The sequence below is a fragment of the Alkalihalobacterium sp. TH-98 genome (assembly GCF_057473385.1).
The window spans coordinates 95,177-111,690 of the sequence record NZ_JBYCKM010000009.1 but is presented as its reverse complement, the minus strand read 5'-3'; the positions used below and the strand labels follow the sequence as shown (position 1 = coordinate 111,690).

The window sequence follows — 16,514 nt, the reverse complement described above, 5'->3', positions numbered from 1 at the left end:
AATTTACTTTATGTGTATAAACCTTGGTAAATTGGAAAAAATTATTAGAAAAGTATTAGTCTTAATCTGTAAAAATCACTAATAATATTGGAGGTCATTGGAACATGAGGGCTATCATTTCATCAATGTTATCGTTCGTACTCATCATGAGTATGTTTGCTACAAGCAGCTTAGCTGCAGAAAAAGGGGTACAGTTAGCGCCAGATGCTTCTTCAGCAATCTTAATTGAACGAGATACTGGAGAGATCTTATTTGAAAAGAACAGTGACAAAGAATTACCACCCGCAAGCATGACGAAAATCATGACGATGCTTTTAATTATGGAGGCAATCGATAAAGGTAAAATTAATTATGATGATAAAGTCCGTACTAGTGAACGAGCAGCATCCATGGGTGGTTCACAAATCTTCTTAGAACCTGGAGAGGAAATGACAGTTACTGATATGCTAAAAGCGATTGCGGTAGCTTCAGGAAATGATGCTTCAGTAGCTATGGCAGAACATATTGCAGGGTCTGAGGAAGAGTTTGTTCGTATGATGAATGAAAAAGCAAAAGAGCTTGGACTTCAAAATACAAACTTCAATAACTCGAATGGATTGCCTTCACCTGACCACTATACGACGGCAAAAGATTTAGCGATGATGTCTAAAGAATTATTGAAATATGAGGATATTACAAACTTCACAGGGATTTATGAAGATTACTTACGTCAAAACACGGACAAACAATTTTGGCTGGTCAATACAAATAAGTTAGTTAAGTTTTATCCAGGTGTGGATGGTTTAAAAACAGGTTATACGAGTGAGGCGAAGTATTGTTTGACAGCGACAGCAGAGAAGAATGGGATGCGTGTCATCTCTGTAATAATGGGAGCCCCATCTCCTAAAGAGCGAAACCGTCAAGTTACGGAAATGCTAGACTATGCCTTTAGTCAATATATGACTCATAAGTTGTATGATCGTGATCATGAACTAGCACAAGTAAAAGTGAGTAAAGGTGCAATTAATAAAGTGGGAGCTGTAACAGCAGAGCCTGTTTCATTGTTAACGAAAAAAGGTGAAACAGTTGAAGATATGACAGAAAAAGTAACAATTGTAGAGGATCTAAAAGCACCTATTAAAAAGGGTGATAAATTAGGTACGTTAATTATAGAAAATCAAGGGCAGGTCGTTTCTGAAACAGATCTTGTTGCAGTCGAAGATGTACCGTCTGCTTCCTGGTGGCAATTATTTAAGCGTACATTAGGTAAATTTGGTCAAGTCCATTAATAAATAATAGCAACGAATTTGCAAAATGCTTTGCGAAACTTTGTTATCTTTTGACGAATGGGATATAAAATTATTACTTTTTACCACTAAATTTCACTAGTTTTGTCACTGAGAAGGAGTAAGCAGGTGAAATATAGAAACTCTCTCTAGCAGAACATTATGGGACATGATTAATTAAGTGTGTTCCGACTACCATTGAGGGAGTGAGACCTGTGAGTTTAATCATTGATTTAGAGCAAAGAGGCAGTGTTTTGTTAGTTCGCCTAGAAGGTGAGCTGGACCATCACACAGCAGAGCAATTAAGAACACAAGTTGAAAGGCAGTTGGAGGATCAAGATTTAAAGCACATCGTTTTAAACCTTGAGCAACTTTCATTTATGGATAGTTCTGGTCTAGGAGTAATACTCGGTCGCTATAAACAAGTGAAAAATAACGGTGGAGAAATGGTCGTCTGTGCAATTTCACCAGCAGTTAAACGACTTTTCGAGATGTCTGGCCTATTTAAAATTGTAAGGCTTGAGGAAAGTGAACAATTTGCCTTGCAGACACTGGGGGTGGCTTAATCATGAAGAATTCTATGGAGATAAAGTTCTCAGCTTTAAGTCAAAATGAGGCATTTGCTCGGGTAACTGTTGGTGCCTTTGTTGCACAACTTGATCCGACGATGGAAGAAATCACAGAGATCAAAACAGTCGTTTCTGAAGCAGTTACGAATGCGATTATTCATGGCTATCATAATCAGCCAGAAGGAACTGTTTTCATTTCAGTAACACTAGAACAAGATTCGATTGAACTCATTATTCGCGATGAAGGTGTAGGCATCGATAATATCGACGAAGCGAAACAGCCGTTATATACAACGAAGCCAGAGTTGGAACGGTCTGGTATGGGCTTTACGATTATGGAAAACTTCATGGATGAACTTCAAGTCATCTCTGAGCCGATGATGGGTACAACCGTATATTTAAAAAAATATTTATCAAAAAGCAAAGCCATGTGCAATTAAGGAGTCCTGCCTATGGATGTGGAGGTTAAGCATGGAAATAACGATGCCTACTTAAAAGATGATGAAATTAAAAAGCTTATTGAACGAAGTCAAGCAGGTGATGTAGAAGCAAGGGATTTAATCGTCAACCGAAACACTCGCCTTGTTTGGTCTGTTGTCCAACGTTTTTTAAACCGGGGATATGAGGCAGACGATTTGTTCCAAATTGGTTGTATCGGTCTAATTAAGTCGGTAGATAAATTTGACTTGTCGTATGATGTGAAGTTTTCAACGTATGCCGTTCCTATGATTATTGGTGAAATTCAACGGTTCCTGAGAGATGACGGAACGGTTAAAGTGAGTCGATCGATAAAAGAATTAGGTAATAAAATTCGTAAGGTTAAAGATGAACTCTCAAAAACGTTAGGAAGAGTTCCAACGGTAAATGAGATTGCTGAAAAACTAGAAATCACACCTGAGGAAGTAGTATTCGCAGGGGAAGCAAGTCGTTCTTTAACGTCCATTCATGAGACAGTCTATGAAAATGATGGAGATCCTATTACACTTTTAGATCAAATCGCTGATCAAACGGGTAATAAGTGGTTTGATAAGATTGCTCTAACTGAAGCGATCCGCCATTTAGATGAACGAGAACGACTTATCGTTTATTTAAGATACTACAAAGATCAGACCCAATCTGAGGTAGCTGAACGGCTTGGTATATCCCAAGTACAAGTTTCAAGACTAGAGAAGAAAATACTTGATCAGATTAGAGACCAAATGGACTATTAGTCCTTTGGTCTTTTTTCTTTTCTTAACTAAAATACATAATTTAGTACCTAATGCAAAACATAACCATACTAGGACAATTTAGATAGTAATTTCCTGCTTTGGAGGGAGAGGTATGAGTGAGCTTTTAGTCTATATCCGAATGAGGCATAAGGTAGAGGTTAAAGCTAATCAGCATGTAACAGTTGGCGATTTAGCACAAGTAATTGCTGAACCTTTAATACAAGAAAGGATCATTCACCTTCCAATCCACAAAGTGAAGCCGAGTGATAAAAACTTCGTATTAGTTGATGTAATGAAAGTTATTATGTCGATAAGTGAAGCTGTACCTGGCAGTGATGTTCAATCGATTGGAGCTGCACATACAATTCTTGAAGTGAAAATGAAATCAAAACGGATTGAACCTGTTTATTTTGTATTCATTTGGTTGCTTCTATTTATCGGGGCTGGCATGGCGATTATGAACTTTCATGAAGATGTTAGCATGAGGGAAGTTCATCAACGAATATTTACAACAGTTACTGGTAACGAAATTGCAAAACCGCTGTTATTACAAGTCCCCTATTCGATTGGGTTAGGGTTAGGGATGATTATATTCTTTAATCATGTTTTCCGAAAACGATTAAATGAAGAACCTAGTCCTCTTGAAGTTGAAATGTTTAAGTATCAGCAAGACCTTGATCAATACATTACGTATCATGAAAACAGTGAAAGTGAAACGAAGTTGAATGACCATTGAAGCTGTGTTAACGATACTAATTGGTCTAGCTGGAGGTCTTGCGGTAGGAAGTGGATTTGTTGCTTTCTTAACGGTGCTTGGAGTCGTCCCTAGACTTACTCAATTATCGAAAACCGGAAAGTATATTCATATATATGAATGGGCAGTTGTATTAGGAGCTTTAACAGGTTCAGTATTTAGTTTGAATAATGTGGTTCTAAATTTAAGTGCTTATTTATTAATTCCTATTGGATTAGCAGAAGGAATTTTTATTGGTTTATTGGCGGCTGCACTGACGGAGGTTCTTAATGTGCTACCTATATTAGCAAAGCGCTTAGGTATTGCTGAAAGGATAATTATATTGTTAATGGCGATCGTTTTAGGGAAGGTGTTTGGATCACTTTATCATTGGATTTACTTTGTAGATCAGTAGAAGGAAGGTCAAGGAAGATGGAGGATAATAAGAAGCTACAAAAAGATTTTCAGAAAAAGATTAAACCTTTCCAGCCTAAAGTCCCTTATTTAATAAATGGGTTTAAAGCTTATGTAATAGGTGGAGCTATTTGCGCAATTGGACAAGGTATTTCAAATTATTATTTAAGAGTCTTTGATTTAACTGAAGCTACTGCTGTAAGTCCGATGATTGCTACTTTAATTTTAATTGCAGCACTAATGACAGGGTTAGGTTTTTTTGATCGACTCGGCCAATTTGCAGGTGCAGGTGCACTTGTCCCCGTTACAGGTTTTGCAAATGCAATAGCAAGTGCGGCTTTAGAACATCGTAGTGAAGGACTCGTACTTGGAATTGGAGCTAACATGTTTCGTATTGCTGGTGCTGTTATTGCGTTTGGGGTTGTTTCTGCTTACTTAGTAGGATTAACAAGGTTATTAGTTCAAACGTTAATTACCTAAGAGGGGTTATAGAAGCCTTTTTTCCAAACCCAAAAGAATTGGAGAAATCAAATGAACATGAATCAACAACAAACATGGCACTTTAAAGAAGATATTTTTGTAGAAGCAATGGGTACAGCGGTTGGACCTTATGAAAGTAATGGCCCGTTGAGTGAAAGTTTCGATAAGTGTTATGACAAGTTATATTGTGGTGAAGATAATTGGGAATTAGCTGAACGACGATTAATGACAGATGCGATATCAATTTGCTTAGAAAGAGCTAACAAAAAAGAAAGTGAAATTAATCTATTGCTAGCAGGCGATTTGCTTAATCAGAATGTAACCTCAAACTATGTAGCTAGACAAATGAACATTCCATATTTAGGAACGTTCTCAGCCTGTGCAACTGCAATGGAGACAGTTGCAATAGGTGCGTCTTTAATTAGTGGCGGATTTGGCAACCGAGTAATTGCTGCTACAAGCAGTCATAATGCTACAGCAGAAAGGCAATTTCGATATCCGACTGAATTCGGTGGACAAAAGCCGGATACGTCTACTTTTACGGTTACTGGTGCAGGTGCGGTACTTCTCAGTAAGAAACCTTCAACTATTAAAGTTACTCACGCAACAATAGGAAGGGTTGTTGATATGGGTATAAAAAATCCCTTTAATATGGGAACAGCGATGGTACCTGCAGCTGTGGATACGATTTTAACCCACTTTAAGGAAACAGGTAGGTCTGAAGAAGACTACGACTTAATTGTCACAGGCGACCTATCAACAATTGGAAGTAAGGTGCTTAAAGAGCTTCTGCGTGAACAGGGGATAAAACTAAAAAATAAACATCAAGATTGCGGTGTGATGATTTTTAGTAGAGATCAACCCGTGTTTGCAGGAGGGAGCGGATGTGCTTGCCCAGCTGTCGTTACATATGGACACTTATTAAAACAAATGCAACTAGGGAAAATGAAACGAATACTTGTCGTAGCAACGGGAGCACTAATGAGTCCAACAATGATGCAGCAAAAAGAGTCAATACCTTGTATTGCACATGGTGTTGTCTTTGAGTCAGAGGTGATTGAGCAATGATGGAATATATCATTGCATTTGCAGTAGGTGGGTTCATTTGTTTTATTGGGCAATTACTTCTTGATGTTTTTAAGATGACACCTTCACATATGATGAGTACGTTAGTCGTCGCTGGAGCCCTCCTAGATGGATTTCATTTATATGACAGACTCATCGATTTTGCGGGAGCTGGAGCAACAGTACCAATTACCAGTTTTGGACACTCTTTAGTCCACGGTGCAATGACAGAAGCTGAACGTTATGGATTTTTAGGAGTAGGTATGGGGATTTTTGAAGTCACTTCTGTCGGTATTTCCACGGCAATTTTATTTGGATTTTTGGTAGCCGTTATTTTTAAACCTAAGGGGTAATAGGATGAAGCCACGAAAAAAAGTGATTTTAATTACCGATGGAGACGAATCAGCTAAAAAAGCGGTTCAACATGTTGCCAAAGAAATTGGCGGAAGGTGTATTTCTAGTTCAGCTGGAAACCCTTCAGTGTTGAGTGGACCAGAATTAATACAATTAATTCATAAAACTCCCTATGATCCAATCCTTGTTATGTTTGATGATTGTGGTTATAAGATGGAAGGACCAGGAGAACAAGCATTGCGATATGTAGTAGAAGACCCCTCGGTTGAGGTAATCGGTGCTATAGCTGTTGCATCACATACTCATTTTGCAGAATGGACAAGGGTTGATGTTTCAATTGATCGGTTTGGGAATTTAACAGAATTTGGTGTTGATAAAAATGGAATACAAGATATTGAATTAGGAAGAATAGATGGCGATACTGTCTATATTTTAGATGAACTGGAAATTCCTATCGTTGTCGGTGTTGGTGATATTGGAAAAATGGGAGGCTTTGATACGGTTGAAAAAGGTGCACCAATTACAAGAAAGGCAGTTGAACTTATTTTAGAACGGAGGGGATGAAGAATGAGTAAAAATTTAATTAACCCTGAAAAGCAACCGATTACTAATAATATATTTGATAATGAAACAGCTATAAAAAATCGTATTGGTATCGGTACAAGCTTCGATGTTGGAATTCGTAAATTTAATATTTTAGGAAAGCAAATTCAAGTTTATTTTGTTAATGGTTTATGTGATACACAATTTATCATTGAATTGTTTAAAGAATTAAGCAGGCTTGATGGCCGAAATGAAAAAGTTACGAATGCCAAACATGCAATAGAAAATCATTTAGTTCATCAGCAAGTCGAAACGGTTAAAACAATTGATGATGCGATTACACAAATGTTATCTGGGTTAATTTTCATTCTATTAGAAGGTGAAGATGAAGCATTTGTTGTTGATGTAAGAAGTTATCCTGGTAGAGGCCCCGATGAACCAGATACGGAACGTGTGGTCAGAGGATCTCGTGATGGATATACAGAAAATATCATTCAGAACACAGCGCTAACACGAAGAAGGATAAGAGATGAGCGATTACGGAATGAAATTATGCAAGTTGGTGTCCGTTCCAAAACGGATGTATGTATTTCATATATTGAGGATGTAGCCGATCCTGACCTGGTAAAAATCATTAAAAAAGAGTTAGAGTCCATAGAAATAGACGGACTAACTATGGCAGATAAAGTTGTTGAAGAATATATTGTTAAACAAGGCTTTAATCCATTCCCGCTTGTACGGTATACGGAAAGACCAGATGTTGCAGCTACCCATTTATTTGAGGGTCACGTTATTATAACTGTTGATACATCGCCGAGTGTAATTATTACACCGACTACGTTATTCCATCATGTTCAACATGCTGAAGAATACCGTCAAGCTCCTGCTATCGGAACCTTTTTAAGATGGGTTCGTTTTTCAGGAATGCTCCTAGCTTTGTTCATTCTTCCACTTTGGTTGTTGTTTGTTATGCAACCTAATTTATTACCAGAGATGTTAGAGTTTATTGGTCCAAATGAAACAACAAATGTCCCAGTTTTTGCCCAAATTGTACTTGCTGAAATTGGAATAGAATTACTTAGGATGGCCGCCATTCATACTCCGTCTCCTTTGGCAACCGCATTAGGGTTAGTTGCAGCATTGTTAATAGGTGAAATTGCAATTAATGTAGGATTATTTGTGCCAGAAGTAATTTTATACGTCGCTTTAGGAGCAATTGGAACATTTGCTACACCGAGTTATGAATTAGGAATCGCGATGAAAGTAGCAAGGCTAGCATTTTTGTTAGTTGTAGCTATCTTCAAATTACCAGGGTTTGTTATTGCTTCAACGGTATTTATTTTACTACTCACGATGATAAAATCTTTAAATAAACCATATTTATGGCCATTATTGCCATTTAATCCATCTGCCTTTTGGCAAATTCTCGTTCGAGTTTCTGTGCCGTCCGTTAAACGGCGTCCTAGCATAGTCAGTCCAAAAGATCCGATCAAACAATCATAAAAATAATATGCATAAGCATTCGTAAACAATGTTGCCACTTAGCAAGGATTATGATAAAGTGTACCTATTAATTGTATAAGTCCCTCATTTCTTTATGAAACACGGGGTAGAGGTGCAGTGAGAATGAGTATGTCTGAAGAGCGAGATGGAAGCAATGAATCAGACAGAAAGGTCGATTTGCCGAAGTGAAAGAGTAGTACCATCCTATTCTTTTACTGGGGTGTCATTAAATAAGTGACACACTGTCACTGTTAAATACAGTGGAGTACTATTCTACAAATGAGGTTACTCTTGCTATGGCTCGGTCATAACAGCTAGTGTAACTACATTAGCTGTTTTTTTATTAACCAAATAGGTAGGTATCTCACCTTTCATTATACAATTAGAAAATAAAACCGATCTTCAATCTCTCATATATAGAAAAAATTTTTTGATATGTTGTAGATTGTTAGTTGATGCGAAGATAGGAGAGGGAAACGATGCACTTACATGGTACAAGTAGAATTAATGACATTGGCCACCTCGAAATCGGTGGTATGGATACAGTTGAACTTGCAAAGCAATATGGAACTCCTCTGTTTGTTTATGATGTTTCACTCATTAGAGAGAAGGCGAATGCATTTAAAACGGCATTTAGTGAGTTAGGTGTAAAAAGTCAAGTTGCTTATGCTAGTAAAGCTTTTAGCTGTGTTGCAATGGTTCAACTAGCGAATGAGTTAGATTTGAGCCTCGATGTTGTTTCAGGCGGGGAACTCTATACGGCAATGATTGCTGGCTTTCCTATGGAGCGTGTTCACTTTCATGGGAATAATAAAAGTCCAGAAGAAATAGATATGGCTGTTCGTGCTAACATCGGTTGTTTTGTAGTAGATAATTTTTATGAATTAGAATTATTAAAGCAAGCGGCAATTAAACATCAACGGAAAGTATCTATCTTACTGAGAACAACTCCAGGTGTAGAAGCACATACACATGACTATATTACTACGGGTCAGGAAGACTCTAAATTTGGATTTGATTTGTTAAGCGGGCAAGTCAATCGAGCAATTGAGTGGTCTTTGGATTGTGAGCAACTTGAATTACTAGGGATTCATTGCCATATAGGTTCACAAATCTTTGAAACGACCGGCTTTGTCATGGCTGTTGAAAAGCTGTACACCTATATTGAAAGTTGGTCTAAGTCATTAAATTTCGACTTAAAAGTATTAAATTTAGGTGGAGGTTTTGGTATTCGTTATATTGAAGGTGATGAACCATTACCAGTTGGAGACTATGTAAAGGCTACGATTGAAGCTGTTCAACATCATGTGAATAAATTTAATTTATCAATGCCTGAAATTTGGATTGAGCCTGGTCGCTCACTCGTTGGTGACGCAGGAACAACTCTATATACATTAGGCTCACAAAAGGATATTCCTAATGTTCGTCATTACCTATCAGTTGATGGTGGAATGACAGATAACCTTCGCCCAGCTTTATATCAAGCGCAGTACGAAGGAATCCTAGCTAATCGTGCTAATGATCAAGTGGAAACGAAGTATTCAATTGCAGGTAAATGCTGTGAAAGTGGCGATATGCTTATTTGGGATTTGCCGCTACCAAAAGCGAATCATAAAGATCTATTAGCTGTTTTTTGTACAGGTGCATACGGGTACTCTATGGCTAATAATTATAACCGTATTCCTCGTCCGGCAGTTGTATTTGTAGAAGATGGAGATGTGCAATTAGTGGTAGAAAGAGAAACCTATGAAGATTTAGTTCGTTTTGACTTGCCGCTAAATACAAAAGAAAAAGTATAAAAAGTAATAAAGTCCACTCTCTGAGTTTGTAAGAGAGTGGATTTTTTCCTTCTTGGAAGTCATAATCTTATTAGTAAAGTGATGTACGATGGTTTAGATTTGCGGTATTTATTGTCGTATTTTTCACTTTTATTGTCTAATTTTTCGATATATAATCCGATTTTAACGTTTTATTTGCGTAAATGTGAACACCTCCTCTCTCTTTGTATTTTGAGTCGTCACCTCTAGTTGCAATGATTGGTAAACATCTAGTAGAACTTGGGAGTTAACCTAGTAACCTACTAATGTTTTGCAGTGTAATTCGTTTTATGATAGACGGCAGGAGGCGAATTATGAAAAAAATCATACTTGCATTAGTAGCTTTAATTTTTTTACTACCGCAACAAGCTTTTGCGCACTCTCACACTCTAGCTGATCGTATCATTGAAAGTGGTAAGAGGTATATTGGTACTCCTTATCAATTTGGGGCGCCGTTAGGAAACACTTCTAGTTTTGATTGTTCATCTTTTTCTGCGACTATCTTTGGTGAACACGGAATAACCCTTCCTCGTGTCAGTCGGGATCAAGCGAGGGTTGGCGTTCAAGTATCCCTTCAACAATTACAAAAGGGCGACTTGTTATTTTATGATACAAACTTTGATGGGCAAATTAATCATCTTACAGTGTACATAAATAATAATGAGATGATCCATGCGTCAAGCAGCCGTGGTGTTCATATTACAAATCCTTTTTCAAACTATTGGAACGAACGATTTGTAACAGCACGTCGAGTCATTTCGGCAGAGCCACCTGCTACTTCAACTCAAACTACAAGAACAAGCTCAACATATGTGGTCAAGTCAGGTGATACTTTATCACATATTGCAAGAGATCACGGTGTTACTGTTCAGCAATTAAGAGATTGGAACAGGTTGACTTCTGATATTATCTTTGTCGGTCAAACATTACAAGTACAGGCACCTACCCAAGCTCCACCAATAACGAATGTTTCAGCACCAACTGGATCTGGGACGAAACATGTTGTTAGGACAGGAGATAGCTTATGGGCCATTAGTAGAACATACAATGTAACAGTTAATCAACTGATGGAATGGAATAACCTTAATTCATCGACTATTCATGTAGGGCAATCGTTACAAGTTAGTTTGGCTGCTCAAACTAAAACATATACGGTACAGTCAGGTGATAGTCTTTGGAGAATCGCCACACAAAATGGTACAACTGTCCAAGTAATAACGGATTTAAACCAATTACAGTCAACGGTTATTCATGTCGGACAGACACTGAGATTGCCATAAAAAGGGCAAGAATAAAAATCTTTAAAAAAGGCTGAAGGTTTTGTTAGGATCCTTTAGCCTTTTTCTTTTGTAGAGAGATTTTCATCTGGGTTTACAAGAGAAGTGAAAAGTTTGTTGTTCTATGATGTGGCCAGTCCTTCTGTTGTTTCTTTTATCGCCTGTTTCATAATGGTTATCATTTGTTCGAGCTCCTCGTAAGTGGTAGCTAGAGGTGGCATAAAAACAATTACATCACCTAATGGGCGAGATAACATGCCGTGTTCTCTCATTTTCAATGTTGCATAATAACCGACTCGGTCGCCCCATGGAAATGGCTCTTTTGTTTCTTTATCTTTAACAAGTTCAACACCAACCATCAGTCCTAACTGGCGGATGTCTCCTACGTGCGCAAGCTCTTGTAATGACTGTAATTTCTCAGTAATAAAGCTAGCTTTGTTTTGTACCGTATTGATAATATCTTCTTTTTTATATAGTTCCAGATTAGCTAGGGCGGCAGCACAGCCTAATTGGTTTCCTGTGTAAGAGTGCCCGTGGAAGAACGTTTTTAATTCCGTGTAATCTCCATAAAACGCTTCATACACTTTTTCACTCGTCATCGTTGCGGCTATAGGAAGGTAGCCGCCAGTAATTCCTTTTGCAATTGTCATTAAATCAGGTTGGACGTTTTCGTGTTCTACAGAAAACATTTTACCGGTCCTTCCAAAACCAGTTGCAACTTCATCTACAATGAGCAGGATGTTGTATTTTTTACATAACTGCTCGATCCCTTTTAAGTAACCGTCAGGCATAACGTTCATGCCGCCAGCTCCTTGAATCATACCTTCAATAATAAAGGCAGCGATTTCCTCATGTTTTTCCGCGAAAAGCTGTTCAGTTTCAAGCAAACACTCATTTTTGATGTCCTCGAGGTCAGAATGTTCATTTCGATATGTATTTGGAAAGGACACTTTATAACTGTCAAACATCAGGGGATGATAGACTGTGTGAAAAATATCGACTGCACCAACACTAATAGCCCCGACAGTGTCTCCGTGGTAGCCATTCTTTGTTGTTACAAACTTTTGTTTATTTGAATGACCTAGATTTCGCCAGTATTGAAATGCTAACTTTAGTGCGATTTCAACGGCCTCTGCACCACTATCTGAGTAAAAAACACGAGTTAATTTTTCTGGTGTAATTCCTACTAATTTTTCAGCTAGTTCTGTGGCTGGTATATTTGTAGCTCCTAATAAAGTAGAATGAGAGATTTTCTGTAGTTGTTCAATAATTGCTTCGTCAATTTCTCGTTTGCGGTGACCATGTACATTAAGCCATAGAGAGGAATAGCCATCTAAATATATCTTTCCATGGACGTCCGTTAGATAGACTCCTTCTCCTTCAGCAATAATTAAAGGATTTTCTTCGTAATCTTTCATTTGAGTAAATGGTAACCATAAATGTTTTTTACTTTTTTCAATCCAATTGTTTGCTTCGTTCATATGTTTGTTCCCTCCACATTTTAATAATAAATTCAATGTTTATTTGTCCAATTAAACTAAGTATAAGTTCTTCGTTATCAAGTAATTGTTCTATGTTTTGAACGAACGGAATTTGGCCTATAACCGGTACTTTCGTCATTTTTTCAATCATTTTTACATTTTCTTGTTGTGCTTGTTTTTCACTATCTTCAAACCCATTCATTATAATTCCTGTTATGGGAAGTCCAAGTTGTCGTATGTATTGAGTGGTTAAAGTTGTATGATTAATGGTCCCTAAGCCTGCTCTTGCGACAATAATCACTGGTAGTTTAAGATCCTTCATTAAATCTGACACACAATAATTTTCATCGATAACAGGCACAGCTACACCACCAGCACCTTCTACAAGAATGCACTCGCATTCATTGGATAGATGGAAATAATCCGTGTAGATTTTGTCTTGTTTGATCGTAACGTTATCCCACTGTGCTGCTAAATGAGGAGAAACAGGTGCTTCAAGTAAGTATGTAGAACTTTGAGGAAAGGTCTTATTATTCATTTTTTCGTATGTATCAACATCTGGAGCATAAAGTTTTTTCTCCCGATAAAACGATCCGCTTTGAACCGGTTTATAAGGAATTGTATTTGTCCCTCTTTTGTTTAAAGCAGCCGAAATTAAGCCAGTTATGATTGTCTTTCCTACATCAGTATCAGTTCCTGTTATAAAAAAACCTGCCATATATTCACCCTCCCACCATAATAGTAAACTGAATTTAGTAGTAAGGTTAACATTTAATTTGTTAAAATTCAACAAAAAACATAAAATATACTAAATTTACTACAGGGTAATTCGAAATCTCCCTATTGTAAACTTAAACTAAAAAATAGTTGACATAATAAAAAATACTAGATTATTATTACTATAAAATGGAAGGAGATGATGAAATGAAGCTAAGAACAATTGATATCTCAATAGCTGGTTTATTTGTGGCTTTAATGGCAATCGGTGCAAATGTTGCACCTTTCTTAACGATTGGTGGAGTGCCAATTACTTTACAACTTTTATTTGCGATCTTTGCAGGGGTGCTATTGGGAAGTAGACTTGGAGCAATATCAATGACTGCTTATATGGTAGTAGGCCTGATTGGTGTACCTGTGTTTGCTCAATTTAAGGGTGGGTTTGCCACACTACTAGGTCCGACATTTGGATTTGTTGTCTCGTTTATTTTCGTAGCATATGCAGCTGGAAAGCTGGTTGAAGCAAAAGGGAACCCTAATTTACCAACGTTTTTTATGGCTTCATTTATAGGTGTAATTTTGAATTATGTTATAGGGACGCATTGGATGTACGCGGCACTCCTTTTCTGGTTGGAGACGCCTGAAGGCTTTAGTTATCTTGTTGCTTGGTCCTGGATGCTGCTCTATCTACCGTTGGATATCGCTGTAGCGGTCGTCGCAGCTGTGATTTCGCCTCGCATGTATAAAGCGATTAAACGCACAAGGTTTATTCAAGAACAGCGTGCGGCTTAAGTGAACAATAGTCTACGGTGGAAAATTTCACATTAGGTTCGTTTTGTAGTAAAATGAAGCGAATGTGAAATTAAACATTTAGGAGGACATACATAATGAAAAAAGGAAGCATCAAATTTGAAAATGGGGAACAAATCATTTTTGAATTATTCTCAGAGGAAGCACCAAACACTGTAGCGAATTTTGAAGAGTTAGCAAACAAAGGGTTCTATAATGGATTAACGTTTCACCGTGTAATTCCAGGTTTCGTAGCACAAGGTGGCTGCCCAACTGGTAATGGTACTGGTGGAAGTGGTAAAACGATTAAATGTGAAACAGAAGGTAACCCACACAAGCATGTCGCTGGATCTTTATCAATGGCGCATGCTGGGAAAGACACTGGAAGCAGTCAGTTCTTCATCGTACATGAACCACAACCTCATTTAGATGGTGTACATACTGTATTCGGTCAAGTAGTAGAAGGAATGGATACTGTATTACGTATTCATCAAGGAGATGTAATGTCTGAAGTAAAAGTTTGGGAAGAGTAATAAAAAGGAGGCTGACTCATTAGAGTCAGCCTCTTCTTCGTTATGAATATCTTTTAGTTGACGAAACTTATTATTTAAGGATACAATTTAGAAAATGAATAGGTTTTCAATTTATTCCTTCGGGGCAGGGTGAAATTCCCTACCGGCGGTGATGAAACGATTAGTTTCTTAGTCCGTGACCCGTTATGAAGAATACTCATAACGGTGGATCTGGTGAAACTCCAGGGCCGACAGTGATAGTCTGGATGGGAGAAGGAAGAGAAGAGCGCGTATATGTACAGGGGTGGAATCTGCTATTTTAAGTAAATCCGCCAAAACATCTTTATGTTTTTTGTACACTTATACGAACGTTTATTTAGTGATGTCTTTTCTTTCGAATTCTTATATAAAGAGGCTGTCCCAAGTCCAAATCGTACAAACTTTTAAGTAAGGGTATGATCATATGGATTAGGGGCGCCTCTTTTTTTGCTAAACGATTAAGAATGATAAAACTCGGAGATGTGTAGCTCCAGGTGCCATCGGCTCGAGGTCGCTTCGGTCCATCAAATGTGTCTAAATGTCGCCGATAAGCAGGCACCTTGCGCTTTTCGCGTCTAGCTCCAGCGCCCAGCGAGACGTCGCTAAACGGGCGATTGTACTTTTTTGTTATTACATGATAGAAAGAGGCTTGAATGATGAATGATCGACAGTATATGGAACTCGCTATACAAATCGCTCGTTCGGCACAAGGGCAAACGACCCCAAATCCACTAGTCGGAGCTGTTGTAGTAAAAGATGGACAAGTTATTGGAATGGGAGCACACTTGAAAGCAGGAGATGCTCACGCTGAGGTTCATGCCATTCGGATGGCGGGAACGAAAGCAGTAGGGGCAACGATTTATGTAACTCTTGAGCCTTGTAGCCATCATGGGAGAACCCCACCTTGTGCGGATTTAATTATTAAATCACACATAAAGCGAGTGGTTATTGCTACAACTGATCCCAATCCAAAGGTTAGTGGAAGAGGGATAGAGAAGTTAAAGAATGCAGGAATAGATGTAGAAGTTGGTTTAATGAAAAAAGAGGCCGATGAATTAAACGAAGTCTTTTACCACTTTATTAAGACTAATAAACCTTTTGTAACGTTAAAATCTGCAGTAAGTCTTGATGGAAAGATTGCAACAGTTACTGGGGATAGTAAGTGGATTACAAGTAGCAAGGCTAGAGAGGACGTTCATTACCTTAGACACACGCATGATGCCATCTTAGTTGGTGTTGGGACAGTAATAGCGGACAATCCAAGTTTAACGACTAGGATCCCAAATGGAGGTAAAAACCCAATTCGAGTTATTTTAGACTCTAAGTTGCGTACTCCAACTCATTCCACCGTTGTGACGGATACTAGCTCAAAAACATGGATTTTCACGACAGATTGTGCGGACAATATAAAAAAAGAACAATTAGAACAATTAGGTGTTACGGTGCTGTCATTAGGGGACAGCATTAAAATTGACAAACTTTTAGATACATTAGGAGATAAGGGAATTACGTCTTTGTTTGTCGAGGGTGGAGCGACTGTAAATTCTAGTTTCTTAAAAGAGCGAGCAGTCAATCAAGTTATAACTTATATCGCTCCTAAACTAATTGGAGGAATGTCGGCACCGAGTTCGTTTGGTGGTGAAGGCTTCACGGCGATGTCTGAAGTATTAGAACTTGATTTCTTAAAAGTTGAGCAAATAGGCCCTGACATAAAAATTACTTCTATACCAAAGGGGGCAAGATAA

The 16,514-nt window shown here is 38.0% G+C and carries 18 protein-coding genes and 2 riboswitches; of the genes, 16 read left to right on the top strand and 2 right to left on the bottom strand.

Annotated elements, in window-relative coordinates; all coding sequences use genetic code 11:
* The first annotated feature begins 104 nt into the window (after positions 1-104).
* The 13 genes from AC2VNP_RS03790 (at position 105) to AC2VNP_RS03730 (ending at position 11,234) form a co-directional block, all read left to right on the top strand.
* Complete coding sequence (locus tag AC2VNP_RS03790) at positions 105-1,268, top strand: D-alanyl-D-alanine carboxypeptidase family protein (protein ID WP_486916073.1); 1,164 nt, start codon at positions 105-107, stop codon at positions 1,266-1,268.
* A gap of 212 nt (positions 1,269-1,480) precedes the next feature.
* Complete coding sequence (gene spoIIAA, locus AC2VNP_RS03785; RefSeq protein ID WP_275116673.1) at positions 1,481-1,831, top strand: anti-sigma F factor antagonist; 351 nt, start codon at positions 1,481-1,483, stop codon at positions 1,829-1,831.
* A gap of 2 nt (positions 1,832-1,833) precedes the next feature.
* Entirely contained in the window at positions 1,834-2,274 is a 441-nt protein-coding gene (gene spoIIAB, locus AC2VNP_RS03780) for an anti-sigma F factor (RefSeq protein WP_275116672.1), read from the top strand.
* 12 nt (positions 2,275-2,286) lie between these two features.
* Complete coding sequence (gene sigF / locus AC2VNP_RS03775; RefSeq protein WP_486916072.1) at positions 2,287-3,045, top strand: RNA polymerase sporulation sigma factor SigF; 759 nt, start codon at positions 2,287-2,289, stop codon at positions 3,043-3,045.
* A gap of 112 nt (positions 3,046-3,157) precedes the next feature.
* Complete coding sequence (locus tag AC2VNP_RS03770) at positions 3,158-3,781, top strand: stage V sporulation protein AA (protein WP_486916071.1); 624 nt, start codon at positions 3,158-3,160, stop codon at positions 3,779-3,781.
* Complete coding sequence (locus AC2VNP_RS03765) at positions 3,771-4,193, top strand: stage V sporulation protein AB (RefSeq protein ID WP_486916070.1); 423 nt, start codon at positions 3,771-3,773, stop codon at positions 4,191-4,193. The genes AC2VNP_RS03770 and AC2VNP_RS03765 overlap by 11 nt, the downstream gene beginning before the upstream one ends.
* Positions 4,194-4,210: 17 nt before the next feature.
* Positions 4,211-4,672, top strand: a complete 462-nt coding sequence (gene spoVAC / locus AC2VNP_RS03760) for a stage V sporulation protein AC (protein ID WP_486916069.1) — start codon at positions 4,211-4,213, stop codon at positions 4,670-4,672.
* Positions 4,673-4,723: 51 nt separating this feature from the next.
* A complete protein-coding gene (spoVAD, locus tag AC2VNP_RS03755; protein WP_486916068.1) occupies positions 4,724-5,740 on the top strand; it encodes a stage V sporulation protein AD in 1,017 nt (338 codons plus the stop codon).
* On the top strand, positions 5,740-6,090 hold the full coding sequence (gene spoVAE, locus AC2VNP_RS03750; RefSeq protein WP_275116916.1) for a stage V sporulation protein AE: 351 nt from the start codon (positions 5,740-5,742) through the stop codon (positions 6,088-6,090). The genes spoVAD and spoVAE overlap by 1 nt, the downstream gene beginning before the upstream one ends.
* 4 nt (positions 6,091-6,094) lie before the next feature.
* Entirely contained in the window at positions 6,095-6,655 is a 561-nt protein-coding gene (gene spoVAEA / locus AC2VNP_RS03745; protein WP_486916067.1) for a stage V sporulation protein SpoVABEA, read from the top strand.
* A 3-nt stretch (positions 6,656-6,658) separates the two neighbouring features.
* Entirely contained in the window at positions 6,659-8,137 is a 1,479-nt protein-coding gene (locus AC2VNP_RS03740; protein WP_486916066.1) for a spore germination protein, read from the top strand.
* 99 nt (positions 8,138-8,236) lie between these two features.
* A riboswitch (Lysine riboswitch) is annotated at positions 8,237-8,416 on the top strand.
* 200 nt (positions 8,417-8,616) lie between these two features.
* Positions 8,617-9,936, top strand: a complete 1,320-nt coding sequence (lysA, locus tag AC2VNP_RS03735; protein WP_486916065.1) for a diaminopimelate decarboxylase — start codon at positions 8,617-8,619, stop codon at positions 9,934-9,936.
* Positions 9,937-10,268: 332 nt separating this feature from the next.
* Positions 10,269-11,234, top strand: coding sequence for a C40 family peptidase (locus AC2VNP_RS03730; protein WP_486916064.1), 966 nt, complete (start codon positions 10,269-10,271; stop codon positions 11,232-11,234).
* 119 nt (positions 11,235-11,353) lie between these two features.
* On the opposite strand, the gene bioA is transcribed toward AC2VNP_RS03730, so the two are convergent.
* Positions 11,354-12,712 carry an adenosylmethionine--8-amino-7-oxononanoate transaminase gene (gene bioA, locus AC2VNP_RS03725; RefSeq protein ID WP_486916063.1) on the bottom strand — a complete coding sequence of 453 codons (1,359 nt, stop codon included), beginning with the start codon at positions 12,710-12,712 and terminating at the stop codon, positions 11,354-11,356.
* A complete protein-coding gene (gene bioD, locus AC2VNP_RS03720; RefSeq protein WP_486916062.1) occupies positions 12,687-13,430 on the bottom strand; it encodes a dethiobiotin synthase in 744 nt (247 codons plus the stop codon). Before bioD ends, bioA begins: the two co-directional genes overlap by 26 nt.
* Positions 13,431-13,636: 206 nt before the next feature.
* Here bioD and AC2VNP_RS03715 point away from each other — a divergent pair, with 206 nt between their 5' ends.
* From AC2VNP_RS03715 to ribD, 3 genes are all read left to right on the top strand, one after another.
* Positions 13,637-14,221, top strand: a complete 585-nt coding sequence (locus AC2VNP_RS03715) for a biotin transporter BioY (RefSeq protein WP_486916061.1) — start codon at positions 13,637-13,639, stop codon at positions 14,219-14,221.
* A 95-nt stretch (positions 14,222-14,316) separates the two neighbouring features.
* Complete coding sequence (locus AC2VNP_RS03710) at positions 14,317-14,751, top strand: peptidylprolyl isomerase (protein ID WP_486916060.1); 435 nt, start codon at positions 14,317-14,319, stop codon at positions 14,749-14,751.
* Positions 14,752-14,862: 111 nt separating this feature from the next.
* Positions 14,863-15,012: riboswitch (FMN riboswitch) on the top strand.
* A gap of 413 nt (positions 15,013-15,425) precedes the next feature.
* Positions 15,426-16,514, top strand: a complete 1,089-nt coding sequence (gene ribD, locus AC2VNP_RS03705) for a bifunctional diaminohydroxyphosphoribosylaminopyrimidine deaminase/5-amino-6-(5-phosphoribosylamino)uracil reductase RibD (protein ID WP_486916306.1) — start codon at positions 15,426-15,428, stop codon at positions 16,512-16,514.